Annotated in this window: 21 protein-coding genes and 1 riboswitch; of the genes, 9 read left to right on the plus strand and 12 right to left on the minus strand. The window is 70.6% G+C overall.

The features are described 5' to 3' along the window. Window positions 1-10: 10 nt before the first annotated feature. Window positions 11-2,164: a glycogen debranching N-terminal domain-containing protein gene (locus ACIOJD_RS19860; RefSeq protein WP_401915145.1), complete on the minus strand. Its 2,154-nt coding sequence runs from the start codon at window positions 2,162-2,164 to the stop codon at window positions 11-13. A 125-nt stretch (window positions 2,165-2,289) separates the two neighbouring features. Between ACIOJD_RS19860 and ACIOJD_RS19865 the strand changes: the two genes are divergently transcribed. The 5 genes from ACIOJD_RS19865 (at window position 2,290) to ACIOJD_RS19885 (ending at window position 7,898) form a co-directional block, all read left to right on the plus strand. Continuing rightward, window positions 2,290-3,339, plus strand: coding sequence for a LacI family DNA-binding transcriptional regulator (locus ACIOJD_RS19865; protein ID WP_401915148.1), 1,050 nt, complete (start codon window positions 2,290-2,292; stop codon window positions 3,337-3,339). Window positions 3,340-3,474: 135 nt separating this feature from the next. Then, window positions 3,475-4,719: an extracellular solute-binding protein gene (locus ACIOJD_RS19870; protein ID WP_401915151.1), complete on the plus strand. Its 1,245-nt coding sequence runs from the start codon at window positions 3,475-3,477 to the stop codon at window positions 4,717-4,719. A gap of 234 nt (window positions 4,720-4,953) precedes the next feature. Next, complete coding sequence (locus ACIOJD_RS19875; protein WP_401915561.1) at window positions 4,954-5,940, plus strand: carbohydrate ABC transporter permease; 987 nt, start codon at window positions 4,954-4,956, stop codon at window positions 5,938-5,940. Between the two features lie 170 nt (window positions 5,941-6,110). Continuing rightward, the gene (locus ACIOJD_RS19880) at window positions 6,111-6,938 is read left to right on the plus strand and encodes a carbohydrate ABC transporter permease (protein WP_401915564.1); all 828 of its coding nucleotides are present in this window, start codon (window positions 6,111-6,113) and stop codon (window positions 6,936-6,938) included. 150 nt (window positions 6,939-7,088) lie between these two features. Then, the gene (locus tag ACIOJD_RS19885) at window positions 7,089-7,898 is read left to right on the plus strand and encodes an endo alpha-1,4 polygalactosaminidase (RefSeq protein WP_401915154.1); all 810 of its coding nucleotides are present in this window, start codon (window positions 7,089-7,091) and stop codon (window positions 7,896-7,898) included. 72 nt (window positions 7,899-7,970) lie between these two features. Here the strand turns inward: ACIOJD_RS19885 and ACIOJD_RS19890 are convergent, their stop codons facing one another. From ACIOJD_RS19890 to ACIOJD_RS19905, 4 genes are all read right to left on the minus strand, one after another. Further along, window positions 7,971-9,119: a DUF5954 family protein gene (locus ACIOJD_RS19890; protein ID WP_401915157.1), complete on the minus strand. Its 1,149-nt coding sequence runs from the start codon at window positions 9,117-9,119 to the stop codon at window positions 7,971-7,973. Window positions 9,120-9,255: 136 nt separating this feature from the next. Then, window positions 9,256-9,678, minus strand: coding sequence for a hypothetical protein (locus ACIOJD_RS19895; RefSeq protein WP_401915160.1), 423 nt, complete (start codon window positions 9,676-9,678; stop codon window positions 9,256-9,258). A gap of 289 nt (window positions 9,679-9,967) precedes the next feature. Then, a complete protein-coding gene (locus ACIOJD_RS19900; RefSeq protein WP_401915163.1) occupies window positions 9,968-10,660 on the minus strand; it encodes an HAD family hydrolase in 693 nt (230 codons plus the stop codon). Window positions 10,661-10,889: 229 nt separating this feature from the next. Beyond that, window positions 10,890-11,822 carry a ScbA/BarX family gamma-butyrolactone biosynthesis protein gene (locus ACIOJD_RS19905; protein WP_401915166.1) on the minus strand — a complete coding sequence of 311 codons (933 nt, stop codon included), beginning with the start codon at window positions 11,820-11,822 and terminating at the stop codon, window positions 10,890-10,892. 129 nt (window positions 11,823-11,951) lie between these two features. Between ACIOJD_RS19905 and ACIOJD_RS19910 the strand changes: the two genes are divergently transcribed. After that, window positions 11,952-12,659 (plus strand): ScbR family autoregulator-binding transcription factor, encoded by a 708-nt coding sequence (locus ACIOJD_RS19910; protein WP_401915169.1) that lies wholly within the window; start codon window positions 11,952-11,954, stop codon window positions 12,657-12,659. A gap of 224 nt (window positions 12,660-12,883) precedes the next feature. Then, window positions 12,884-13,801 carry an LLM class flavin-dependent oxidoreductase gene (locus tag ACIOJD_RS19915; protein ID WP_401915172.1) on the plus strand — a complete coding sequence of 306 codons (918 nt, stop codon included), beginning with the start codon at window positions 12,884-12,886 and terminating at the stop codon, window positions 13,799-13,801. Window positions 13,802-13,855: 54 nt separating this feature from the next. On the opposite strand, the gene ACIOJD_RS19920 is transcribed toward ACIOJD_RS19915, so the two are convergent. The 3 genes from ACIOJD_RS19920 to ACIOJD_RS19930 all read right to left on the minus strand — a co-directional run bounded on the left by ACIOJD_RS19920 (window position 13,856) and on the right by ACIOJD_RS19930 (window position 19,662). Further along, entirely contained in the window at window positions 13,856-15,553 is a 1,698-nt protein-coding gene (locus ACIOJD_RS19920) for a hydrogenase maturation protein (RefSeq protein ID WP_401915175.1), read from the minus strand. Window positions 15,554-15,869: 316 nt separating this feature from the next. Continuing rightward, window positions 15,870-19,169, minus strand: coding sequence for an amino acid adenylation domain-containing protein (locus ACIOJD_RS19925; protein ID WP_401915178.1), 3,300 nt, complete (start codon window positions 19,167-19,169; stop codon window positions 15,870-15,872). 34 nt (window positions 19,170-19,203) lie between these two features. Continuing rightward, entirely contained in the window at window positions 19,204-19,662 is a 459-nt protein-coding gene (locus ACIOJD_RS19930; RefSeq protein WP_401915181.1) for a pyridoxamine 5'-phosphate oxidase family protein, read from the minus strand. A gap of 456 nt (window positions 19,663-20,118) precedes the next feature. On the opposite strand from ACIOJD_RS19930, the gene ACIOJD_RS19935 reads away from it, so the two are divergent. Both ACIOJD_RS19935 and ACIOJD_RS19940 read left to right on the plus strand, forming a co-directional pair. Continuing rightward, complete coding sequence (locus tag ACIOJD_RS19935; RefSeq protein ID WP_401915184.1) at window positions 20,119-20,751, plus strand: TIGR00730 family Rossman fold protein; 633 nt, start codon at window positions 20,119-20,121, stop codon at window positions 20,749-20,751. A gap of 181 nt (window positions 20,752-20,932) precedes the next feature. Further along, a complete protein-coding gene (locus ACIOJD_RS19940) occupies window positions 20,933-22,348 on the plus strand; it encodes an amino acid permease (protein WP_401915187.1) in 1,416 nt (471 codons plus the stop codon). Window positions 22,349-22,480: 132 nt separating this feature from the next. Here ACIOJD_RS19940 and ACIOJD_RS19945 read toward each other — a convergent pair whose 3' ends face one another. From ACIOJD_RS19945 to ACIOJD_RS19960, 4 genes are all read right to left on the minus strand, one after another. After that, window positions 22,481-23,227, minus strand: a complete 747-nt coding sequence (locus ACIOJD_RS19945; protein WP_401915189.1) for a transglycosylase SLT domain-containing protein — start codon at window positions 23,225-23,227, stop codon at window positions 22,481-22,483. Between the two features lie 4 nt (window positions 23,228-23,231). Next, window positions 23,232-23,418: riboswitch (cyclic di-AMP (ydaO/yuaA leader) on the minus strand. Between the two features lie 705 nt (window positions 23,419-24,123). Further along, window positions 24,124-24,435 carry a hypothetical protein gene (locus ACIOJD_RS19950; protein ID WP_401915192.1) on the minus strand — a complete coding sequence of 104 codons (312 nt, stop codon included), beginning with the start codon at window positions 24,433-24,435 and terminating at the stop codon, window positions 24,124-24,126. Window positions 24,436-24,540: 105 nt separating this feature from the next. Continuing rightward, window positions 24,541-24,942: a hypothetical protein gene (locus tag ACIOJD_RS19955; protein ID WP_401915195.1), complete on the minus strand. Its 402-nt coding sequence runs from the start codon at window positions 24,940-24,942 to the stop codon at window positions 24,541-24,543. A gap of 301 nt (window positions 24,943-25,243) precedes the next feature. Further along, window positions 25,244-25,717 carry a CAP domain-containing protein gene (locus ACIOJD_RS19960; protein WP_401915198.1) on the minus strand — a complete coding sequence of 158 codons (474 nt, stop codon included), beginning with the start codon at window positions 25,715-25,717 and terminating at the stop codon, window positions 25,244-25,246. Between the last annotated feature and the right edge of the window lie 99 nt (window positions 25,718-25,816).

Below are 25,816 nucleotides of genomic sequence, written 5' to 3' on the forward strand. Positions count from 1 at the left end.
CCGTCGCAGGTCAACCGCCCGTCGCGTGACGTCGCTTCACCTCCAGGCCCGCCGGCGCCTCGACGCGTGCCGCACCGTCCGCGTCGATCGCGATGTCCAGCCGGTTGCCCCCGACATCGAGGCCCCGCACCGTCAGCGGCCGGTATGCCTGCGAGAACGTGGGCGCGACGGTCAGTGTCCCGCCCGGGACATCGGCGGCGAGCCCCAGCACGGACTGGAGGACCATGACCGACGAGGCCGCCGCCCAGGCCTGCGGCCGACAGGACGCCGGATAGGGCGAAGGGACGGCGTCGGTCGCCGCGCCGTGCCCGGCGAAGAGTTCCGGAAGCCGCGCGTCGAAACCGGTGGAGGCGGTCAGCAACCCCGCCGCGAGCGGTGCCGCCTCCTCCGGGAACCCGGCCCTGACCAGCCCGTGCACGGCGATCGCGGTGTCGTGCGGCCATACGGAACCGATGTGATAGCCGTACGGGTTGTAGCCCACGGAGTCGCTGCTCAGGGTCCGCAGGCCATGGCCCGAATCGAGGTCGGGCGCGCTGAGCCGGGCGGCCAGCAGAGCGCTCTCCTCATGGTTGAGCAGCCCCGTACCCAAGAGATGCCCGAAGCCCGAGGTGACCGAGTCCACCGGCCTCCCGTCCCGGTCGAGGGCGACGGCGGGGTACGGACCCCGCTCGTCCTCCACCCAGAAGCGGCCGCGGAACCGGTCGCTCAGCCGCTCGGCCCAGTCCTCCCACTCGTCGGCGCCCGGTCGGACGAAGGCGCGCAGCAGGGCGGCGCCGCCCCGGGCCGCCTCGTACGCGTACGCCTGGACTTCGCACAGCGCGATCGGCGATGTCGCGAGGCGCCCGTCGCGGTGCCGGATGGAGTCGCCCGAGTCCTTCCAGCCCTGGTTGGCCAGGCCCCGGCCGGTCCGGTCGATGTACTTCAGGAAGCCGTCGCCGTCCGCGTCGCCGTGATCGCGCATCCAGGCGAGGGCGGATTCGGCGTGCGGCAGCAGCTGTTCGACCTGCTCGGGGGCGAGGCCCCAGCGCCAGGAGTCGTGCAGCAGGGTGATCCACAGCGGCGTGGCGTCGACCGTGCCGTAGTAACAGGGCGGCAGGGCGAAGTCGTCGGTGAACTTCTGGGTGGCACGGCGCACTTCGTGCAGGATCTTGCCGGGCTGCTCCTCGGTGTCCTGGCCGGACTTCGCTCCCTGACGGCGGGCGAGGGTACGCAGCGTGCCCGCGGCCAGGCCGGTGCCCAGGGGCAGCAGCATCCGGGCGGCCCACAGGGAGTCGCGGCCGAAGAGCGTGAGGAACCAGGGCGCTCCGGCGGCCAGGAACTGATCGGCGGAGCCGGAACCGGAATCGGAACCGGACCCCGATGCCGGATCGGTCAGGCGCAGCCGGTCCAGGTCGGCCGCCGACTGACGCAGCCAGTGGTCGAAGCGCCGGTCGGCGCTGCGCAGTACAGGAGTACGCCACGGCACGCTGCCCGCCGTCGGCGCCGGGAACTGGTCGCCGTCCTCATGGGCCGCGTCACAGCGCAGTACGGCGGTCCACGACGAGCCGGGTGCCAGCTCGATCTCGTACTCGATCCGCCCGGCCGCCGCGTCGACGGCCGACGGCTCCGGTGTACTGACGAGCCGTACGGCGAACGGCCCCCGGGACCATCCGAGTCCGCCGCCCTCGGTCGCCGTGGCCGTGACCAGGCTCTGCGCATGGCCCGACTTGACGCGTTCCATCGGCGCGAGGTCGGTGGCGGCCGTGACGATCAGGCGGACGCCGACCTGCCGTACCCCCGCGTTGGTGACTTCGAGGGTCTCCTCCAGGCGGCCGGGCGTGACGCGGCGCCGCCGGTGCAGCGTGACCGCCGGGTCCGGCGTCACCTCGCCGAGCCCCCGCAGCACCCCCCGGAAGGACGCCCGGTCCGCACCGTCAAGGGCTCCCCGTACCGGCGCGATCGCGACGCCTTCGGCCGCCACGGTCAGCCGGGCCAGCGCCCTGCTGTCGCCGTGGTAGAAGCCGTCGGCGTCGCCGTCGAGCTGCCCGTCCGCGTGCGAGATCGCGAAGCTCGGCGCGTACAGCGTCACGCAGGCGTCGTGCAGGAACGGCTGAAGGCCTTCGGCCGAGGGACCGGCCCCCGCGCCCGGGTTCGTTATGTCGTGGGTCTTGACAGTGGTGTCCAAAAGAGCAGAACCTCTCAGGCATTGGAGCGTTCCAAGAAGCCTAACTACGACTTCAGGCCGCTGACAACGCTTTTGGAACGCTCCAATGAACTCAGACATTCGCACGAACGGTTCCGGAGACAGTCATGCCCCGCACCACCAACTCCCCTTCGCCCAAGGCCGGTCCGGTAACCCTGGCCATGGTCGCGCGACGGGCCGGGGTCTCTCCGCAAACCGTCTCGAACGCCCTCAACTCCCCCGGCCTGCTCCGTCCCGAGACCCTGGAACGGGTCAGCCGCACCATCGACGAGATGGGCTACCGGCCGAGCCGCGCCGCCCAGACCCTGCGCACCCGCTCCAGCAAACTCATCGGTTACGGCATCCGTCCCTCCGCACCCGGCACTTCGGCCCCGGTCATGGACCGCTTCCTGCACGCGCTGTCCGAGGCCGCCGACGAGGCCGGCTACCGGATCCTGCTGTTCGCTTCGCCCCCGGGCAGCGCCAGCCTGGCCGGCCACGAGGACCTCCTCGATCTGCACAACGTCGACGGTTTCGTGCTGAGCGGCACCGACCGCGGCGACCCGCGCCAGTCCTGGCTGGCCAAGCGCGGCACACCGTTCGTCGGCTTCGGCCGGATGTGGTCGGGCCGGCAGATCGGCGACTGGGCGGATGTCGACGGCGCCTGCGGCACGGACGCGGCCGTCGAGCATCTGGTGGGCCTCGGGCACCGCGCGATCGCGTTCCTCGGCTGGCCGCGCGGCTCCGGCGTCGGTGACGACCGCGCCTCCGGCTGGCAGCGCGCCATGCGGCGGCACGGCCTGCCGGTACGCGGCCGGCGGGCATGGAGTGTCGACGACATCCCCTCGGCGCGGGCCGCCGTGGAGCCGCTGCTCGACGCGGGCGCGACCGCCGTGGTCGCCGCCAGTGACATGCTCGCGCTGGGCTGCTACCACGCCCTGCGCGAGCGAAAAGCCGTGCCGGGCACGGATGTCGCCGTCATCGGCTTCGACGACTCGCCCGCGGCAGCCCTCCTCTCCCCCGGCCTGTCGACCGTCGCCCAGCCGCTGGAGGCGGTCGGCCGCGAGTGCGTACGGCTGCTGCTCGCCCGGATGTCGGAGCCCGGCGCCCCGCCCGAGCGCGTACTCCTCGAACCGTCCCTCGTCGTCCGCGACAGCACGCCCGCGCCGGCCGGCTGAACCAGCGGCCGGAACGGCCATCCGCCGGCAGGACCGCCGGCCCCGCACCGCCCCGCGCCCTGTCGAGGCCCCCGATCAACAGCACGCCCTCTCCGGGCTGCCGAGCCGTATGTCCCATCTCTCCTGGAGGAATTCATGGTCACCCGCACGGCCGTCGCCGCCCTCGCCACCTGCGCGGCGCTGCTGGCCGCCACCGGCTGTTCATCCAGTTTCGGCAGCGCCGAGGAACCCGAGCAGGACGCGAGCGGCAAGCAGCGACTGAGGGTGCTGATCGCCACGTCGGGCGACGCCGAGACCAAGGCCGTCAAGGCCGCGGCCGCCGCGTACGCCGAGAAGTCCGGCGACACGGTCACGGTCGAGGTCGCCAAGGACATGAACCAGCAGCTGGCCCAGTCCTTCGCGGGCCACAAGCCGCCGGACGTCTTCTACGTCAACTCCGACCAGTTCGCGAACTACGCCAAGGCCGGTTCGCTGTACCCGTACGGGGACCGGATATCCGACACCGGTGACTTCTCCGAGCAGCTGCGCGCTTCCTTCTCGTACGACGGCAAGCTGATGTGCCTGCCCAAGGACACCTCCACCCTCGGTCTCGTCGTCAACACCGACCTGTGGCAGAAGGCCGGACTGAGCGAGAAGGACTATCCGAAGGACTGGAAAGAGCTCGAGGCCGTCGCGGACAAGCTCACCGGCGACGGCGTGACCGGCCTGGTCACCAGCGACGAGTACCAGCGCCTCGGGGTCTTCATGAAGCAGGCGGGCGGCTGGCTCACCGATCCGGCCCAGAAGAAGATGACCGCCGACAGCGCGGGCAACGCCGAAGGTCTCGGCTTCGTCCGGTCCATGCTGAAGTCGGGCTCCATGAAGTTCGCCAAGCAGGTGGACACCAGCTGGGGCGGCGAGGCGCTCGGCAAGGGCAAGGCCGCCATGACCATCGAGGGCAACTGGCTCGACGGCGGGATGAAGCTCGACTACCCGGACGTGAAGTACGCCGTCGCGCCGCTGCCCGCGGGTCCGGCCGGCCGGGCCACACTCGCCTTCAGCAGTTGCTGGGGCGTCGCCTCCGAGAGCGCGCACCGCGAGGCCGCCGTCGACCTCGTCACCCATCTGACCTCCCCCGACCAGCAACTCGCCTTCGCCGACGCGTTCGGTGTGATGCCGACGCGGACGAGCGCGCTCGCGACGTACGCCGAGCGGGAGCCGAGCGTCAAGGCATGGGTGGACGGCAGCGCCTACGCGCAGGCGCCGGTGACGATCGCCGGGTTCGACAAGGTGCTCGGCCAGTTCAACACCGACCTCCAGTCGCTGCGTACCGCCGACCCGAAGAAGATCCTCGCCGACCTTCAGCGCAACGGCGAACAGGCGATCGCGAAGGGCAACTGAGCCGCCATGCCCATCCGCACCACGCGCGCGAGCACCGGTACCCGCGGTGGGGGCGAGCGCGCCCACCGTGTGAACGGCGACACCCGCCGCGCGAGCAGCACTTCCCGTACGACCGGCTCGCCGGGCGAACCTGACACGCCCGGCGGGACCGGTTCGACCGCGACGGCCCGCGCCCGCGCCCCGCGCGCGGGCCGTCGCGGGGAGAGCGCCTGGGGCTGGCTGTTCGTCAGCCCCATGCTGCTCGTCCTCGGTCTGTTCCTGGTCCTGCCCATCCTGATGGCGCTGTGGGTGAGCCTGCTGCACTGGGACGGGCAGTCCAACCCCTTCGGCGGCCAGGCCGACTTCGTGGGCCTCGACAACTACCGGACGCTGTTCACCCAGGACGGACTCGACCGCACGCTCTTCGCGACCGCCCTGCGCAACAACGCCTACTACGTCCTGCTGACCGTGCCGCTCCAGACCGGACTGGCGCTGGCCCTCGCACTGATCGTCAACCAGAAGCTGCTGCGCGGGCGGGGAGCCCTGCGTACGACCTTCTTCTTCCCTTCGGTCACCAGCTCCATCGCCGTCTCCACGGTCTTCCTCTTCCTGTTCCAGGGCAGCGGAGCCGTCAACTCCCTGCTGTCCTGGATCGGGGTGAAGGGACCGAACTGGTTCGCGGACCCGCGCGGGGTGTTCTCCCTCCTTCTGGGCGGGCTGGGGATCGTCGATCCCGAGCGGCCCTCCGGGGCGCTGGCCGACCACTCCTTCATGGGACTCTCGTGGTTCGAGTGGCTCTCCGGGCCCTCGGTCGCGATGTGCACGATCATCCTGCTGGCCGTGTGGACCACCTCCGGCACCTTCATGCTGATCTTCCTCGCGGCGCTCCAGGACATCCCCCGGGAGCTGGAGGAGACGGCGGCCCTCGAAGGCGTCAACCGCCGCCAGCTGCTGCGGTACGTGACGCTCCCCGCGCTGCGTCCCGTGCTGTTCCTGGTCCTCACACTGGGGCTGATCGCCACCTGGCAGGTCTTCGACCAGGTGTACGTGATGGGCCAGGGCGCCCCGGGCAACACCACCCTCACGCCCGCCTTCCTGTCGTACTCCGCGGGCTTCGACAACGCGGACTTCGGCCAGGGCGCGGCGATCGCGTTCGTGCTGCTCGCGCTGATTCTCACGCTGACCGCGTTCCAGCGCTGGGCGCTGCGGGAGCGGGGCGCACGCACCGGGAGGAACCGATGAGCACCGGTGGTACGGCCGTACGCGACCGGGCCGAGGACGCCGAAGAGGCGGGGCGGACCGGCCGTGTGAAGGGAGCCGAGGAAGCGGGCCGGGCCGGGCGGGCACGTCTGCGCCGGGCCGCGCGCGAGCAGGGGCGGCCCGTCCTGGGCCGGTTCCCCGTTCCGCTGCGGATGGCGGGATACGTCCTGGTGGTGGGGGTCGCCCTGCTCTACCTGCTGCCGTTCGCGCTCCAGTTGGTGACCGGGTTCAAGACGGACCCGGACGCGGCGGCGCATCCGCTGTCGCTGCTGCCCACGACGCCGACAACGGCCGCCTACGAGCGGCTGTTCGGGCTGAGCCGGTCGGCGGACGGGGTGCCGTTCCTGCGCTGGCTCGGCAATTCGGCGTTCGTGGCGGTGGTGGTGACGGCGGGCCGGGTGCTGTTCGACTCGATGGCGGGGTACGCGCTGGCGCGGCTGCGCTTCCGGGGCCGCTCGGTGCTGTTCGGCTTCGTGCTCGCGGTGATGGCGGTGCCCGGAGTGGCCCTGCTCATCCCGAAGTTCCTGGTGCTGAACACCTTCGGGATCTTCGACACGTACACCGGCATGATCCTGCCGCTGCTGGTGGACGCGGCGGGCATCTTCATCATGAAGCAGTTCTTCGAGTCGGTGCCGAGGGAGGTCGAGGAGGCCGCCCGGGTCGACGGCGCGGGCGTGTTCCGGATCTTCTGGTCGGTCGTCCTGCCGATGGCCAGGCCGGCGCTGATCACCCTCACGATCCTGTCGTTCCAGGGGTCGTGGAACGAGTTCACGCACTTCCTCGTCGCCACCCAGTCCGGCCAGTACGAGACGCTCACCACGGGCCTGGCCCGTTTCGTCTCGGGCGGGCTCGGCGGGGGCACGCAGTACCCGCTGAAGCTGGCGGCCGCGCTGCTCTCCACCGTGCCGGTGGCCGCGCTGTTCTTCTGCTTCCAGCGCTACTTCGTGAACGGTGCCAACTCGGGCGCCGTGAAGGAGTGAGGAGCGGTGACGCCTGTCCGCCGAAGGCGGCCGAGGACAGGGCAAGGGCGGAGTCCTGCCTGGTCAGACCCGGTGCGAAACTGAAGGGATTCGTCAGACCGCTCCGGAATCGAGACCGCCTTGCCCCACCTCCCCATCCTCCGGGCACCGTTGGCGCCGATCGCGGCACCGCTGCTCGCGCTGGCGCTCGCACTCACCGGATGCGCCGGGTCCGACTCCGGGTCCGGGGCCTCCACGAACGCACGGCCGCCGAAGGCGAACGCGCCCTTCGACTACCAGCTCGGCGGAGCGTACGACCCGCCCGACGGGGTGACCACGGTCGTCAGGGACAGGACGGCGGACCCCGCCCCCGGCGCGTACAACGTCTGCTACATCAACGCGTTCCAGACCCAGCCGGACGACGCCGTGAAGTGGTGGCAGGACAACCACCCCGACCTGCTGCTGCGCGATGCCGACGGCGAGCTGGTCGTCGACGAGGACTGGGACGAACCGCTGCTGGACATCTCCACCGCCGGCCGGCGCGACCGGCTGGCGGGAGTCGTCGGCGGCTGGATCGACGGCTGCGCGGACAAGGGATTCGACGCCGTCGAGGCTGACAACCTGGACTCCTACCTCCGGTCGGACGGACTGCTCGACCAGAGGCAGGCGATCGGCTTCGCCGGGCTGCTGACCGCCCGCGCCCATGAGGCGGGACTGGCGATCGGTCAGAAGAACGCGGCGGAGATGACCGCGCTCGGGAAGGACACCGGCTTCGACTTCGCCGTCGCCGAGGAGTGCGCGCGTTACGACGAGTGCGCGGACTACGCCGATTCCTACGACGACAAGGTGCTGGTGGTCGAGTACCGGGAGACGGACTTCACCGTCGCCTGCCGCAACTGGGCGGACCGGCTGTCGATCGTCCTACGGGACAGGGACGTCGTGCCCGAGGGAGAGCCGGGCCACGTCGGCAAGCGCTGCTGAGAGCGCCGCCGACGCCCCGGCCCTCCCGGGCCCCGCGACCGTACGGCCGGGCATCACGCGCCGGACCGGGCATCACGCGTCACGGGACTCGGACGACCGTCCCGCCTCCCGTCGTTCGCGCACCGCCTTGCGACGCGCCTCGTTCTCGTGGAAAAGCGCGGCCAGCCGCTGGGTGTTCTCGTCGAGTTCGATGGGCGCGTTCTCGTCCTCGTCCTCCGGGATCAGACCGGCCGCCAACTGCTGCTGATGCTGGACCATCACGGGCGGCTGAGGGTCGTGGTCGGAGGGGCGCGGGCCTTCGGGGCCGTCCGGGCCGAGGCGCACCAGCCGTTCGATCCGTACGACCCTGAACAGGCGCCCCTCGACCTCCAGTTCGTCGGCCGGTTCCTCGTCGAACCGGTCCGCCGCCTCGGAGTACGGCACGCGCTCCTGCGGATCGAGCCCCAGCTGCCAGGGGATCATGACGCGCAGCCCCATGGTCAGGGTGTCCCGCGCGCCCTGGGGCGTGGTGCTCGTCGCGCTGGAGTCCGGCCGCCAGCCCCGCCGGTCCTTCTCGGCCGTCATGAATGTCGCGGGCAGCATCATCCCTCCGGGGTGCGTGTACGCGGCGCGCCGGGAATCCTCCAGGATGTCGTCGGGCACGGTGCCCGCCTTGCGCACCATCGACAGCAGTTCGACCTTGAGGATGCCTTCGGACATGCCGGTGGGGATGACGGGATCGAACACGAACCCGGCCGTGGGATCCGGGGCCCTGTACGCCTCGCCCGGCTCCATGGGGTCCGGATCGGTCGGCCTCGGCGGCTCGGGTCCCTCGGGCCCCGAGCGTACGAAGCACTCCGCCCGCGCGACCCGGTAGCGGACGCCGAGCACGGTCATCTCGTCGACGGTCTCCCACTCCATGCGTTCGGCCGCGCGCATGCATTCGGCCTTCCCCTCCAGGTCACCGGCCTTCTCGGCCTCCTGGGCCCGCATCCGGAACTGCGAGCCCATGCTGTCGCGGGCGTCCTGCGGAGCCAGACCCGAGAACGAGGAGACCACCACCCAGCCGCCCGCCTCCCGTTCACGGATCACTCCGAAGAGCGGGCCGCCGGCCGAGAGGATGTCCGGATACCTCTCCCGCGCCTGCCATGCCTCCACATCGGCGACCGCCTCGACCGGCCCGTCCGGCCCTGACACCCGGATCGTCCGGTATGCGGGAACGTTCTCACCAAGCTCTGCCATGCGCACCAGCATGCCCACTCCGACCGGGCGCACGGGGCGAATCCGTGGAAACAGCAGCCGACCGCGTGACACAGCCTCATACCCGTACATACGTACGGGATCCCTCCCCGCGCCTTCCGTTGCCCCTCCCCGGCGACTATCTGGGGCGCCGATGCCGCCAGGGCAGCCCGAACCTCCGCCGGACGGACGGCTTCGGCAGGGCGGGACCGACGGCCGGACCCCGGTACGGAGGCGAGTCCTCACCGGTCGGGCCGACGGTGTCGTCCACCGGAGGATGCAGCCCCTCCTTGGCGTACCGGGTGGTGGCGATGGTCTCCACGAGTTGCTCGTCGGTGAAGTTCTCGGACCCCCGCACGTGCGGTACGAACCCGATGAGCACGCCGTCCTCCACGACCTCCGCCCGCAGCCCCAGCACCGCGTCCATGTCCCAGACCGCCTCGCCCCCCTCGATGAGCACGATCTGCACGCCGCACTGATACACCCCCAGGTGGGCCAGGTGGGCCATCACCCCCCGGGCCCGCAGCGACGTCACGAGACGGCCGGCACGTTCCTCGTCCATCCGATGGCCATCTCCCTGTGCGGCGGCTTCTGGACGGATATGTCCTACTGGCTCATGGTAGGCCGAATCCCGGGGAGGGCGAGTTCCACGGGCAGGGCCACGGCTGGACTCACGGGCGGGTCCACGGACAGGCCCACCGACAGGCCCGCCGGCTGCGGGGCCGGATCGTGGCCACGCGGTACCTCCGTACGGTGGGGTGCCGGGACCTCGTACGGTGGGGTGCCGGGCCCGCGGAAGCGCTCGGAACGGCCCCCGCCGGATCCGCGTCAGCGGCCGCCGGGGGCCACCGTCAGCCCGACCGTTGAACCGGCACACGGGCACCGGCCCACCCTCGTACTTCCTGCTCCTCCAGCGAACGGACCCACAGGTCCACGAGCACCGCGGTCTCCTCCCCGGGCCAGGGGCCGACCCCGATGATCCGCATACCGGCCTGCTCGGCGGCCAGGATGCCGCAACGGGAATCCTCGATCGCCAGCGTGTCGGCCGGTTCGGCGCCGCAGAGCCGCGCGGCCGTCAGATAGACGTCCGGATGGGGCTTGGGCCGGATGTCGTCGTCCGGCACCACGATGTGGTCGAAGCGGGTGAGAAGTCCTGCCGTGTCGAGACCGGCTTCGACGACTTCTCTCGGGCAGTTGCTGGCGACGGCCAGCGGGGCGAACTTCGCGACTTCCTCGACGAGTTCACGGGCGCCGGGCATGGTGACGGGGTCGTCGGTGACCAGCGCGAGGAAATGCGCGAGCAGCCGGCCGGTCATTTCGGCGTCGAGTTCCGGGCGGTCCGCCTCTTCGGCCATGAGCCGTCCGCATTCGGTGTAGTGCAGCCCCCTGGAGCGCTCCGCGAACCCGGGCGCGGGGGTGAAGCCGTACTCGCGCAGGGCGCGAATGCGCGCGTCCTGCCAGTGGCTTTCGGTGTCCATGAGGGTGCCGTCGCAGTCGAAAACGATGGCCGCGGGGGTCCAGGAAAGAATGCGATGAGCTGTCATCCGCTTGCTTTCTGTCGAAGAGAGCCCTTAAAGCGGCAGCGCGGGCCGCCGCGACAGTGCGAAGCACCGCGGGCGTTGTTGGTTACCCGCTGGCGAGCGGGCGCGATTCCGGCAGGCGCGGCCTTACAGAAAAGGCGAGTTCCGGCGACCACCGGAGAACATAACGATCACTACGCTAGAGAGGCAAACTCTGCGCAGTCAAGGAATCACATTAAGTGTCTCTATATGTTTATTGGTAGTCGAAGACCCCGAAAGCCTTCTGCTCGCCGTCCTGAATAAATCGAAAGACGCAGGTCGCGTGGTGCGGCACACACAGGACTCGGGCGGCCGGACTGTATTCGACGAAGCGCGCGGCATTCAGCCGACCGGCGGTAGGGCGCAGCAGAATGCCACTGCTTTCCAGGGCGGCGGCCTGGCGGGCGGCCTCCAGAAGGATCATGCCCGGCACATGATCGGTGGCGTGGTCGAAGAAGAACGGATGCCTCGTATCGGCCGGTTCCACCAGGAGTGCCGTGCCGTCGGTCGCGATCACGACGTCATGCGCGCCCGGCACGCCCAGACTTCGCGGATCGGGGCGGGTGACGGGGGCCGCGTCCACCGGGTGGGGCGCGGCCGGCGCGGTACGCCCCGACCGCACCGCGGCGTACCGCTCGGCGCTCAGGAACCGCGCACCGCCCCCGGCTCGGGCGAACGGCACCCCACCGGCCAGGTAGGACACCTGGAGCCGCAGACCGCAGACCGTGCCGTCGGGTTCGCGTCGCACCTCCCCGGCCCGCACCAGGCAGGTGACGCAGGTGGCTCCGGACAGCGCGCGCGGCTCGGCCGACGGGTCGAGGGCGAAGAACAGATCGGTGATCAGCAGACGCGCGTGCGGCGAGACCGCGAAATACCGCAGGGGAATATAGATGCCGAGCTGACGCAGCGTTTCCACGACCATCAGCGGACTGTGCAGATCCCCGCCGCCCCGCGGAAAGGTCGGGTGGGACCGGGACCAGGAGGCGGCGGCCTCGTATCCGCCGTCGCGCACCCGGCGCACGTCGGTGAGCAGTACCTCCGCCACGGAGTCCCGGTGCACCAGCTCGCGGGCGACGGTGCGCGACCAGGACAACGGCCGGGCACCTCCGGTGGTCCGCCGGGACGCGTCACCAACCGATGTCTTCATGCGATAAGAACATCGCAATTCTTCATGATGCGCACGCCGGCCCCCGGCCCGTCACGCCCCCGCGAAAAGCGCTACATTGCATGCCGTCATTACGTACGGTCATTATGAAACGGAACTCCGGGGGTACACGTGCAGGTTCGGGCTGAGCAGGTTCGTGCGAAAACGACGCGCAGGTTTCTCCTGGAGGCGGCGGCACTCCTGTTCGACGAACGAGGCTATGCCGGCACCAGCATCAGCGATATCAGCGCGCGATCCGGCCGCACCAGCGGGGCCATCTACTTCCACTACGCCAGCAAGGAGAATCTGGCGCTGGCCATTGTGGAGGAACATTTCGCGACCTGGCCGGGGCTGATCGGCCGCCACAGGTCGGGCGGTCTCCCGGCGCTGGAACGGCTGGTGGGCCTGAGTTTCGACGTCGCCAGGGCTTTTCGCGACGACGTCATCATCCGGGCCGGGTCCCGGCTGTGGGCGGAGAGAAGGGCCATCGACGCCGCGCTGCCGCGCCCCTTCGTGGGCTGGCTGGAGACGGTCACCGGCCTGCTCGAAGAGGCCCGCCAGGAGGGGCAGCTGGCCAAGGGCGTGACGCCCCAGGTGGCCGCCCACGGTCTGGTGTGCGCCTTCTTCGGGCTGCACACCGTCTCCGACGCCCTGGAGGGGCGCCGTCAGATCGAGGAGGGGCTGCACGACCTGTGGATGCTGCTCCTTTCCGCCCTCCAGGCGGAACCCGACCCCACCGCCCTGCTCGCGCGGGTGCGGGAGCGGGACGGCGGGAAACGGGGCGGCGGGCAGGACAGCGGCAGCGGGCAGGACCGGCGCGTGCTGTCGGAGAGCGGCTGACGGCCCGAGGGCGGCGACGGCGAGGAGTCCCACACCGAGGCGCGGACCCCGGCGCGCGTGCCGCGTACGAGCGGAGGCGCGCGAGCCGGGGCGCGGGCCTCCTGAGGCTCACTCGACGATGCCGAACACCCCTGTACGGATGACCAGTTCGGCGCGAGGATCTGCGGTCCGGCCGATCCCTTCGCCGTCTGTCGTCTGATGCGGGGCAACATTAGGGTGACGGAATGACTACTGATTCGGTCACTTCCCCGGCCGCGCGCCGCGTCGGCGTGATCTTCGACCGTGACCAGCGCCCGGAAGATCTCGCGGAGTTCGCCGCCGCAGTGGAGGAACTCGGCGCCGACGACCTGTGGGTCGTGGAGGACCTCGCCTGGGCGGGCGGCATCTCCTCGGCGGCCATCGCCCTGGCCGCCACCCGGCGGCTGCGTGTCGGGATCGGCATCATGCCGGCGCCGCTGCGCAACCCGGCGCTGCTCGCCATGGAACTGGCCACACTCGCCAGGGCGTTCCCGGGCCGGCTGATCGCGGGGATCGGGCACGGAGCGCCGGAGTGGATGGCCCAGGTCGGCGCCTCCATCCCCACCAAGCTGGCCCTGCTGGAGGAGACGATCACGGCCGTACGGTCCCTGCTCGCCGGCGGGACGACGACGTTCGACGGGCAGACAGTCCAGGTCGACGCGGTACGTCTGGTCCACCCGCCGGCCGAGCCGCCGCCGGTGGTCGCGGGCGTCGTACGTCCACGGTCCCTGGAACTCTCCGGCCGCGCGGCCGACGGCACGGTCATGGCCGAGGGCCAGGGCCCGCGCGCGATCGCGGCCGCGCTCGACGCCATCGCGAAGGGCCGGAAGACGGCCGACCCCGCCCGGCCGCACGAACTTGTCCTCTTCACCCACCTCTGTGTGGACGACGATCCCGAACGGGTGACCGCCGCGAGCGCGCCGGTCGTCGCGGAGTACACCGAGTTCCTCCGCGTCCCGCCGGAAGAGGTGTTCCTCGTCGCCGGTGACGCGGCCACCACGGCCCGGCGGATTCGCGGTCTGTGGGACAGCGGCGCCGACACCGTCGTACTCCGCCCGGTCGGCGAGGACCCACTCGGCCAGGTCCGCTCGGCCCTCGCCGCGCTGGGCACGCCGGACGCCTGAGAAACCACGGCACCGTGGGTCGGGCCCGTGGCACGGGCGCGCGCTCCGTCCCGGTCACAGATGCGGCGGGGCGCGGCGCACGGGCTCCTTGCGGACGAAGGCGGAACGCAGTGCGTGATACGGCTCGCCGGGACCGTAGAAGTTCCGGTGCATCAGGGCCAGTTCCTCCGCGCGGTAGTCCGCGAGCGGCTTGACCGCCTCGTCGTGCTCGCGGGCGGCCTTCTTGGCTGCGATGCGCTTCTGGACGTCGGAGGTCGTCGCGAGCAGGCTCGCGAGGTGGGCGACCCGCGGCGCGAACTCCTGCGGTGGCGCCTCGACGACCTGGTCCACCAGGCCGATGCGGTGCGCCATGACCGCGGTCACCGGAAGGGCCCGCTGGGTGAGGCGTACGGCCGCGGCCGCCCCGACCCGGCGGGGCAGGCTGTACGTCCAGTACTCCGAGCCGTACAGACCCATCAGCCGGTAGTACGGATTGAGCAACGCCCCGTCGCGGCACCAGACTTCGTCCGCCGCCGCGGCCAGCATCGCGCCGCCCGCCGCCGCGTTTCCGCCGAGCGCGGCCACCACCAGCCGGTCGGTGGTGTTCAGGATCCGCTCCACGAGGTCGTTCATCGCGTTGATGTTCGCCCAGGACTCCTTGGCGGGGTCCGCCGCGGCCTCGATGACATTGAGGTGGATGCCGTTGGAGAAGAAGTCCCGGCCGCCGCCCAGCACCAGGACCGAGGTCGGCCGCGACGACGCGAATCGGTACGCGTCCAGCAGCCGTCGGCAGTGTGCGGTGCTCATCGCCCCGCCGGGGAAGGAGAAGCGCAGAAATCCGACCGGCCCGTCCTCCCGGTAACCGATGTCCGTCCAGGTGCGCCGGTCCTCGGCCGGGCTGAGCGGCGCGGGCACCTCGGGCAGCACGGGGAGCCGGTCCCCCAGGGCCATGCGCAGGGCCATGGTCGCGGGCAGCTTGAAGGGTGCCGAGCCGCCCGTACGCCGGCGCCTGCGCAGCTCCGGGAGCCATACGGCGCCGTCCACCGTCGCCCGGCAGACCGCCCCGGCGCGCGTCGCCACCAACTCACCTGGGCCGCCGTCCAGTTCATCCTCCGGATGGCCGCCGTGCAGGAACCATTCCTCGCCGAACAGCGCGTCCAGCACTCCCGGCTGGGAATCGGCCGCCCGGAGCTTGCGCAGCACCACGGCCGTGCTGTCCGACGACCAGTCGATATGCCGCACGGTCTGGTCCAGGTACGGCCGGTGGTGATCCTCGACGTCCCAGTCCTCGCCGTACTGCGGGCGGGGAGTGAAGTCACCGGCCGCGAAGCGCTCCACCGCGCGAAGGACGGCCTCCAGCACGGCGTCGGAGATCTCGTTGCGGTACAGGTCGCTCTTGCCCACCGGCGGCAGCGGACAGAGCGCATGGGCCCAGACCGCGCCGCCGTCCATCACCTCGTCCGCCTGAAGCACGGTCACGCCCCAGCTGTCCAGGCCTTCGTGGATGGCCCAGTCCAGCGAGGACGGCCCACGGTCACCGAGCGGCCCGGGGTGCACGATCAGACAGGTGTGCGCGGTCCACACATCCCGGGGGATCGCGGCCTTCAGCATCGGGGCCACGATCAACTCCGGCGCGTGCCTGCGTACGGCATCCCTCAAGGGGTCGTCCCCCACGGCCAGATGGACCCGCAGGCTGTGCCCGCGATCGCCCAATTCGGCGAAGACACGCTGCGTGAGACTGTTGAACGCGCTCGCGACGAGCAGGATCCGCATGTTCGGGCCTCCGGAACCGCCGTGCCCCGGTGTGGAGGTGGGTGGGCCCGGCGAAGAGGCGATCGTCTCCCATCGTATGAGGGCTTGTTCCCGAGACCCGCCGCGACGGCGGAACGCAACCACTCCTGCGAGTGGTCTTTCCGGCCTTCACCCCGGCCCGTCGTGACGGATGAGCTATGAGGACCGTCGCAACCGGCCGGGGCCGAGGACCGTCCCGCCACACCGAAGGGCATGCCGTACGACCGGACCCGCCCTCCGGGAAGCGGAGGGGCGACGCGCCCCGGCCCCTCCGCTTCCCGCGAACGTGGCGGGCCGTCTACGTCACCGCTGCCCCCACCAGCCCCTCCGGCTCCCGCGAGGCGTCACAGGGAGCGGCCGTGGGCCGTGTCATGTAGCCCGAGGTGAAGAAGTACTCCAGATAGCGGTCGAGCAACACCGCGTCCACCGGCGGGCATTGGAACCCGCTCCCGGCCAGGGCCTCTTCGATGTTGCCGCGGCCCAGCCGGGGGAAGATCCCTTCCAGGTACATCTCCTTCACCGAGATGTCGCCCTTGTTCACCCGGTCCACGCAGAGGGACACGAAGGGCGCGGTCGGGCTGGTGGGATTCCGGGCGACATGGCGTACCAACTCGCCCACCCACTCTGTGTACGGAAGCATCCGCATCTCGCAGCCCGCCGCGCGCATCCGGTCCAGGACGTCGCCCAGTACGGCGGGACGCGGGTTGGTGTGGTGGTAGACCCGGTCGGTCGCCTTGTGGTGGGTGGCGATGTGCACGACGGCCTCGGCGACATGGTCGACCGGGACGAAGTCCATCGGCAGCGCGATGTCCGGGGCCAGGCCCGTCTCGGCGATGGTCTTGAACAGCGAGCAGATCGCTGTTTCCGTGTTGCAGGCGCCGTGCAGCCGGTCCCCGGTGACCTCGTACGGCCGGTGGACGGCGACCGGAAGACCCTGCTCCGCCGCGCGTCGCAGCAGGCCCTCGCCGACCCACTTGCTCTCCGCGTACCCCATGGTGAGCCGGTCCGCGTAGGCCAGCGGGACATCTTCGTCGACCTCCCGCGCGCCCGCCGTGCCGAAGCCGGCGAGGACGGCCACCGTGGAGAGGAAGTGCACCGGCACCCGCCGGGGCGCGGCCAGTCTGACGATCTCCCGGGTGCCGTCGACGTTGGCGGCCCGCAGCGCGGTGTACGGGTAGAGGAAGTTGACCTGGGCGCCGTTGTGCACGATCAGGTCCAGGGAGGCGGCCAGGTCGGCGGTGTGTTCCGGGGAGAGACCGAGTCCCGGCGCGGCGAGGTCGGCGGGGAAGCAGACCAGCCGGCGCCGCGCTGCGTCGTCGGCGTGCAGGCCGTAGCGGGTGAGCGCGGCCAGTACGCGCCTCTCGGCGTGTGCGGCGCCCGAGGCCCGTACCGGGCAGTGGATACGGGCCGTCGTGTCCCGCAGCAGCCGGTCCAGGAGGAAGGCGCCGACGAATCCGCTGGCACCGGTGAGCAGCACGTCGGAGGGGTCGTCGGGGTGGGGCTCCGGCCCTTCGGCGGGCGGCAGCGAGAAGCCCAGTTCGGTCTCGCGCACGAAGTCGATGTCCGTGTCCGGTGACGGGGCCTCGGGGTGTCCGCCCCGGTGGGCGGCGACGGCCGCCGCGTACCCCTCCAGCGTGGAGTCGGCCAGCAGGGCGCGGATGAGAGCGCTGCCGAGGGCGGCGTCGAGGCTCAGCAGCGCGAGCGTACGGGCGACGACTTCGGCGGCCAGCAGGGAGTCGCCGCCGATGTGGAAGAAGTTGTCCTCGGGCGCCGGCCGTACGCGCAGCACCAGGTGCCACACCTCGGCGAGCGCGTCCAGCAGTCCTTCGACCTTCGCTGCGGGACCCTCCTTCCCGTCACCGGCCGCCGCTTCGCCGTGCTGCCCTCCGGCGCGGGACCCGGCCGCGCGGGACTCCTCGGTGCCGGACTGGTCGGCGCCGGACTCGTCGGCGCGGGGCTCGGCCAGCAGGCGTTTACGGTCGACCTTGCCGCCGCTCGTCACGGGGAACCGGTCCTTGACCACGAGGGCCGGTACCGCCTGCGCGGGCAGCCACTGCACGCAGTACCGCCGCAGCGCGTCCACCGGCACGGTGTCGCCGGGCCGCGCGGGGGTGAGAAAGGCGGTCAGGGTGTCGGCCCTGAGTTCGACGACCGCCTCGCCGACCTCGGGATGGCAGCGCAACCGGGCCTCGACCTCGTCCAGCTCGATGCGCTGACCGCGCAGTTTCACCTGCCGGTCCAGCCGGCCCCGGTATTCCAGCATCCCGTCGTGGCGTCGGGCGACACGGTCGCCGGTCCGGTACAGGCGGCCGCCCGGCTCGTCCGGCCGGCTGACGAACCGTTCGGCCGTCAACTCCGCGTCCCCGATGTACTCCAGCGCCAGGCCGTCCCCGCCGACGTACAGCTCTCCCTCCTCGCCCGGCGCCGTGGGGGTGCCGTCCGGGCGCAGCACATGGCAGGTGGAGGTGCCGAAGGCACGGCCGATGGGGACGTCGGCCACGTCCTCGGCCAGCTTCGGCAGGATGTAGGCGGTGGAGACCACGCTGTTCTCGGTGGGGCCGTAGAAATTGACGACGGTGGTGTCCGGGCACGCCTCCTGCACGGCGCGGACCAGGCCCGGGTCCATCGCCTCTCCCCCGGCGGAGGCGAACCGCAGTCCGCGCAGGGCGGCAGGCCGGGTTCTGGCCAGGTGGTGGAAGACGCTGGTGGTGAAGTAGGCGACGGTCACGCCTTGGGTGCGGAAGCAGTCCTCCAGGGCGGCCGGGGAGAGGAGTTCCTCGCGGTCCACCAGTACGAGGCAGGCGCCGCCGAGCAGTCCGCGCCAGATCTCGATCGTGGAGGCGTCGGACGAGAGGCCGTAGCCGTGCAGCACCCCGTCACCGGGGCCGGGCGGTGGCAGTTCCGGTTCGGACAGCACCAGTTGGACCACACCCCGGTGCGGGATCGCGACGGGCTTCGGCCGGCCGGTCGAGCCGGAGGTGAACATCACGTAGGCGGGGTCGGTCGCTTTCGGGACCGGCAGCGGAGCCCCGGCCGGGAGCTGCCGGGGAGACTCACGCCGGGCCGGGCCCTGAGCCGTGTCCGCCACCGGGTCGATCTCGATACGGGTGTGCAGGCCGCGGATGCGACGGGTGCTGCCGGGGAGGATCACGGCGACATGGACCCCGGCGTCCTCGGCCATGGCCCGCAACCGGGCCGGTGGATGGTCCTCGTCGAGGGGTACGTAGGCACAGCCCGCCTTGAGGATGCCCAGGAAGGCGATCAGCGCTTCCAACGAGCGGCTGCCGCACACCCCCACCGCGGAACCGGGCTCGACACCGGCCGCGAGCAGCCGCGCCGCGAGATGGTCGGAATCCGCGCCGAGTTGTCCGTAGGTGATGACGTGATCGTGGTAACGGGCGGCGGGTGCCTGCGGGTTGGTCCGGGACCGGGCCTCGAACAGCTCCGGCAGGCCGTGGTCGCGTGGGTAGCTGAAGCCCGGCTCGTGGCCGGGGTCCGGTTCGGGCGGCCCTGCGGCCGGTCCCGGCCTCGTCGCCGAGTCGGGCCGGGAGGCCGTACCGAGGTCGGGGTGAGGGGCCGTGCGGGGGTCGGTGCTCATAGCGGTCCTGCCTTCCGGCGCTGTCGTGGACGGGTCAGCGGTTGCCGTCGGCACCGGCGAACTCTGCGGCGAACGCGGCGAAGTTCGCGGTCCGCCAGCGCTCCGGGCGCATCCGGAAAGTGATGTCGTCCACGAGTTGTTCGTGGGTCGCCACCAGGTAGTCGCGTGCCTCGCCGTCGGCGAGATAGCGATGGGCCATGGCCTCGCGCTCCACCGCGTCGGCCGGGTCGGCGACAGAGACGACCGGACCCTCCACGCTGACGTACCGGTAGGGGGCGGTCTCGTCCTGCACACAGAGACTGAACCGCCCGGCCCCGCGCAGCAGTCGGGCCTTGACCGACTTACGGCTGGTCTGCACCACGACGTCCTTGCCGGGCTCGTACCGGTACCAGACAGGTACGAGCAACGGCGCGCTGGTTCCACGGGTGTCGGTGACACCCAGGACGCCGACATGGATGTCGGCCAGGAACCGCTCGCGTTCGTCACCTTGCATGACGGGCACCATCGAACAGCCTCCACATCTCGATCCGGACCGGTAGGCCCCAACAGCCCCGGCGGTAAGGGAGACCAGCGGAACCGGGGCGGCGACCCACCCGGCCGCCGCGCCGCGGGCGGGTCGCATGCACCCGCCGAGCTCCGCATCAAACGTCTCGCGGTACCGGTATGCCCCTGCCTACGCCAGATGACCCCGAAAGTAATCCATTTGGGGGTTTAATACTACGAATGCATCTGTAGTGGAAATATCCGACTCCGAGAGCAGAGGGCACCAGAAGCGCTCATCGCCTAAGGTAGCCAGTCGGATACTTTGCGTGGCCCACATCGAGATCTTCCTTCAGGGCCGCCTCGATCGGGCCGGGTTGCACGGCCGGAGCCCCGGGGCGGGCGGCCGTCCCGGACGAGGCCCGTGGAGACCCTGCCGACAGAGAGACCCGGAGAGACGGAGACAGACATGTCCGTGCCAGCAGCTCGCGTGGAACGAGTCGGTGTGTTCTGCGGCGCCCGCCCCGGCGCCAGCCCCCAGCATCTGCGGCTCGCCACCGAGTTCGGCGGGGCACTGGCGCGACGCGGTACGGGACTGGTCTACGGCGCCGGAGGGGTCGGCATCATGGGCGCCGTCGCGGACGCCGCACTGGACGCCGGGGCCCCGGTCACCGGGGTGATCCCGCGGCATCTTTACGAACGCGAACAGCCCGACGAGTCGCGGACCGAGGTGATCGTCGTGGAGACGATGCACGAACGCAAGGCGCTGATGTACCGCCTGGCGGCCGGGTTCGCCGTACTCCCGGGCGGCTTCGGCACCCTCGACGAGCTGCTGGAGGTGGCGACCTGGAACCAACTCGGCATCCATCACAAGCCGCTTGTCCTGGTCAACCAGGGAGGCTTCTTCGACCCGTTGCTGACGCTTCTGGACAACATGGTCTCCGACGCCTTCATCAGCCCGGAGGAGCGCGTCGTGATCCAGGTCGCTTCCGGCGTCGAGGAGGCCCTGGACCGACTCGTCGAACCGTCACTCCCGCCGGTCGCCCCGATGGCCCCGGCAGTGGCCCCGACGGCGCTCCCACCGGCCGCGCCCGTGACGTGACACCGCCACGTACGGTCCCGGACCGCGCGAGGTGACCGCGATCGGCCTTGGAGCCGGACCCGGGTGACGCCCGTCACACGGGCCGACGACAGACCGAACTGTTTTGCCTGCGGGGCCGCGGCCCGGAGACACTGGACGCTCCCGCCAGCCTCGCGAGCCCCCGAAAGCAGCCTGACCGAACATGGCCAACCACCTCCCGTCCACCCCGTCGGCCACGACCGGATCGGGGCCGGACACGGGGACACCTGACGAACCGCTCTCCGGCGGGCTCAAGCAGCGGCATCTGACCATGCTCGGGCTCGGCGGGGTCATCGGAGCCGGACTCTTCGTCGGATCAGGGGCCGGGATCGCGGTCGCCGGGCCCGGCATCGTCGTCTCCTACCTGATCGCGGGCGTGCTCGCGATGTGTGTGATGCGGATGCTGGGCGAGATGTCGGCCGCGATGCCGGCGTCGGGGTCCTTCTCCGTACACGCGGAGCGGGCCCTGGGCCGGTGGGCCGGGTTCAGCGTGGGCTGGCTGTACTGGTTCCTGCTGGTCGTCGTACTCGCCGTGGAGGCGACCGGCGCGGCTCAGATCGCGAACGGCTGGCTGCCGTCCGTACCCCAGTGGGCGTGGGTACTGCTCTTCATGCTGCTCTTCACCGGCACGAACCTCGCCGCCGTGAAGAACTTCGGCGAGTTCGAGTTCTGGTTCGCCGCCCTGAAGGTCTTCGCGATCGTCGCGTTCCTGGTCCTCGGGCTGCTCGCGATCCTCGGCATCCTGCCCGACACCGACCCCGTCGGCTTCACGAACCTCACCGGACAGGGAGGCTTCCTGCCGGGCGGCTGGCAGGGCGTCGTCTCCGGTGTCCTCGCCGTCGTCTTCGCCTTCGGCGGCCTGGAGGTCGTCACGATCGCGGCGGCCGAGTCCGACGACCCGGTCCGCTCGGTGGCCAGGGCGGTGCGCAGCTCGGTGTTCCGGATCCTGTTCTTCTACGTCGGTTCGATGCTGGTCATCGTCACCGCGCTGCCGTGGACGGCACAGAAGGCGGGGCTGAGTCCGTACGTCACCGTCCTCGACGCGATCGGCGTCCCGTCCGCCGGGCAGATCATGAACATCGTGGTGTTCGTGGCCCTGCTCTCGGCGCTCAACGCCAACCTCTACGGGTCGTCCCGGATGGTCTTCTCGCTCGCCGAGCGGGGTGAGGCGCCGGGCTCGCTGCGGAAGGTGAGCGAGGGAGGCGTGCCGCGCCGGGCGGTCCTGGCCTCCGTGGCGTTCGGCTTCGTCTCCGTGCTGCTCAATCTGAAGTGGCCCGACACGGTCTTCCTCTACATGCTCAACTCGGTCGGCGCGGTGCTCCTCTTCGTATGGGCACTGATCGCCGCGTCGCAACTGCGCCTGCGGCGGCGCATCGAGGAGGAGGCACCGGAGCGCCTGATCCTCAAGATGTGGCTCTTCCCTGGCCTGACCATCGCGGCTCTGGTCGCCATGGCGGTCCTGTTCGGGCTGATGCTGACCGACGACACGGCGCGTCCGCAGCTGCTGTGGTCCCTGGGTGCGGCGGCGCTCGTACTGACGGCGGCGGGCCTGCGGGAGCTGCGCGCACGCCGCGGGTGAACCCGGACGCCGACCACTCCCCGGCCCTGTCGCTCTCCACCAGCACGCGGGCCCCGGTCAGCACGCGGGCCCCGGCCGGCGCGGGTCACCGCTCCGGCCGGGGCCGCCTGCCTGTCGGCGTCCTGACGAATGTCAGTAGGGGCCGTTCACGTTGTCGATCGAGCCGTACTTGTCGGCGGCGTAGTTGCACGCGGCCGTGATGTTGGCGACCGGGTCGTAGCTGTCGGTCGACGTACCGGGCACGTGGTAGGCCTGGAACGTCGGGTCGATGACCTGTAGGAGCCCCTTGGACGGGGTGCCGGCCACGGCGTTGGAGTCCCAGTTGTTGATGGCCGCCGGGTCGCCCGCGGACTCACGGATGATGTTGCGGTGGATGCCCTCGTAGGTGCCCGGAATGCCGTGGGCGGCCATGACGTCCAGCGACTCCCTGATCCAGCCGTCCAGATTGTCGGAGTACGTCTTCGCCGCCGCCTGGACGACAGTGCCGCTCGTATCGGACTTCGCCTGCGTGGCGCCGGTCGCGGCCTTGGCCTTCTCGCCGAGCTTCAGCTCGGTGCCGGGGTGGAGCAGCGACGGGTCGCCGCCGACGGCCTTCCGGTTGTCCTGGTACAGCTTCTTCCAGCCGCCGCTCACGGAGTGAGCGTGCGCGATCTTGGAAAGGGAATCACCGGCGACCACGGAGTAGGTCGACGCCTTGGCCTTGACGGCGGCGGGCGCGGGAGCCGCTTCGGCGGCGACCTGGCCGGCCGACGGCGCGGCGCTCGCGGAGGTCGCGGCCACCAGCGGCAGGGCGAGTACGGCGCCACCCGCACCGACGGCGACGAGGCCTCGGGCGAGCGGGCTGATTCTGGGACGACGGTGCTTGGCCTTTGCGGGCATGACGAATTCCTCTCCGTCGCCTGCGAGGTGAGCTGTCGGGTTCGGGCGGGAGATGCCCGGCCGCGGTGGGAATGCGACTTCACCCCTAGCCGGTCCGGTATCGGATCGGCGACTTACTTGGGTTCCCCGCTCCTGCCGTAGGTGAGTGGGTGTGGTTTCCGGACAGCGGCAGGATTCGGCGTTCCACCCGGAGTGACGTGAAACTAGACGAGAACGTCCGGGCGAAACAAGTCCTGAATTCACAGCGCCACTCCATAAGGGAATCCGGAGGGGAAAATCCCGCTCCCTCATTCGACGCCAGGAAACTCAACTCTCCTTCCCTGTGGACGAAGTGGACGGGCGGACAGGAACCGCACCACATCACCGGGCGTGACGCGAATCACCAGACAAGGTGATCACGGGCGCCACAACACCGAACAGAGAGCATCAAGTTACGCCAATCCACCAAACAAGACTTAAAGTAGAACACGAGCAAATCGCCCATATTGGCGCCTGAAGTCTTCGCCCTGCCGAGCGGCAGCACCACCTCTCCCCGGCCCGTCTCCACGCCCCCGCCGGGCGACTTCCTGTCCGGGTTCACCATCGGCGGCATCAATGGGTCAGCGACGGCTGCATTTCTGACTGCCTGTCGCCATCTCGTTCAGAATTATGATCTCCCACCCAAGGAAATCACGCTCGGCTGCGACTGAACCCGACGATCGGGAGTCAGAAACCTTTACGGCACTTCCTTTTACCCGAGAACCGCTCGAATTCGATGCCCCCGCCCCGAATGCCGTGGGGCGGTGCGCCGCCTGCTCGCGGGTGTCAGCCTGCCAGGCAGTCGCGCACAGCCGCGACAAGGCGGTTCGCACGGGAATCGCCGTGGCCGATCACGCGGTTGGCGGTGTAATCGAAGCTCACACCGAACTCGTCGTCGCCGAAGGCGAATCGACCGCCGGCTCCGTCGTTGCCGAAACCGCGCTCCCCCAGCATCGGCCGGCCGCGAACAGGCTCATCAGTGTCAGGTGGACGACCGCCCCGATCAGAGCTCGGGCCCCACCGCTCGCGTCGATCGGGGAGCGGTGGGGCCCGAGAGCGAGCTGGGTGACCAGGCAGCCGACGACGGTGACAGGGACCGCGACGGTCGCGGCGGCGCCGGCGGTGACGGCCATTTTCGCCGCGTGGAGGCGGCCGCGCCGGGGCACGGCGACCAGCGAGACCCGCATCACGGGGCGCGATCGGGGACGCTGAAGGGGACGAACAGCAGCAGTGCGGTGTACGTGCCGCGGACGCCTCGCAGCTTGGTGAACTCGGCCCGGATGGCCGCGACTGTCTCAGACACGGGTGTTCCTCGCTCCCTTGCCGATGAGTTCGAGGAAGGTGTCCTCAAGGGATTCCGTATGGGTACTCAGTTCGTCGAGCAGGACTCCGTTGGCAGTGGCCAGTCTGCTGATCTCGGCCGCGGGCAGGCCGCCGACCTCCAGGCTGCCGTCCGGCGCGGACACCAGCGAGGCTCGGTTGCGTTCCATTTCCTGGCCGAGCAGTTGAGGGTTCGAGGCCCATACGCGTACATACGTCCGTCCATGACGTCGAATGAAGTCCGGCATGCCGGTGTCCGCGAGGAGACGACCCCTGTGGATGACGACCAGGTGGTCCGCGACCTTGGACATCTCGGTCATCAGGTGGCTGGAGACCAGCACAGTGCGGTCTTCGGCGGCAGCGACTCGGCGCGGCATGCTTGATGACGTTGGTCAGCGCCTCCTGGACAATCCGGTACGCGGACAGCGCGACACCGTCCGGGTTTCCTCGGCATACCGGGACGAGAGGTCGACACGTACACCCGCCGCCTCGGCCGTCCGGATCAGAGCGGGCAGGTCCGACAGCCCAGGCACCGGCCGGAAGCCCTCATCTCCGCCCTCTCCCTCCCGGCGCAGCACCTTGAGGGTGGCCCGCATGTCGCCGTCCTGGCACCTTCCGGCCCGGATGGGCTTCCTGCCTGTCGTCTCCCAACCCGTGCCGTCCGGAGGGCGCGGGGCATCAGTTCAGATCGCCGAAGTCCTGGGTCCAGTAGATGCCGGACGTCTTCACGTAGCCGACGCCCACGTGCTTGAGCGAACAGTTGAGGATGTTCGCCCTGTGGCCAGGAGAGTCCATCCAGGAATCGACCGCTTCGGCGGCGGTTTCCGGGCCGCCGACGACGTTCTCGGCCAGCGTCTTCCAGCCGGTGTAGCCGGCCGCCTCGGCCCTGTGCGTCAACGTGCTGCCGTTGGAGCCGGTGTGCTCGATGAAGTCATGCTCCGCCATGTCGGACGAGTGGCGCTGGGCGGCCCTGTTGAGTGCGGTGCTGCTCCTCAGTGGCGGGCAGCCGACTTTGGCCCGTTCGACGTTGGTCAGTCTGATCACGGCCGCCCGCATCGACGAGGCGGTGGAGGCCGAGGCGGGCACGGCCAGCAGCGTGGTGGACGCGACCGCGCCGACCAGGACCGCCGTCAGGTATCGGGGATCCGACATTGATTCTCCTCCCAGCATGGCAGGGCACGACGGCCCGCACATCGTTGGCACATGGGCGGTGTGTTCGGCGCGGCCGTCGCAGACGGCGTCATCAGATGG

The sequence above is a fragment of the Streptomyces sp. NPDC088116 genome (assembly GCF_044741745.1).
Lineage (GTDB): Bacteria > Actinomycetota > Actinomycetes > Streptomycetales > Streptomycetaceae > Streptomyces.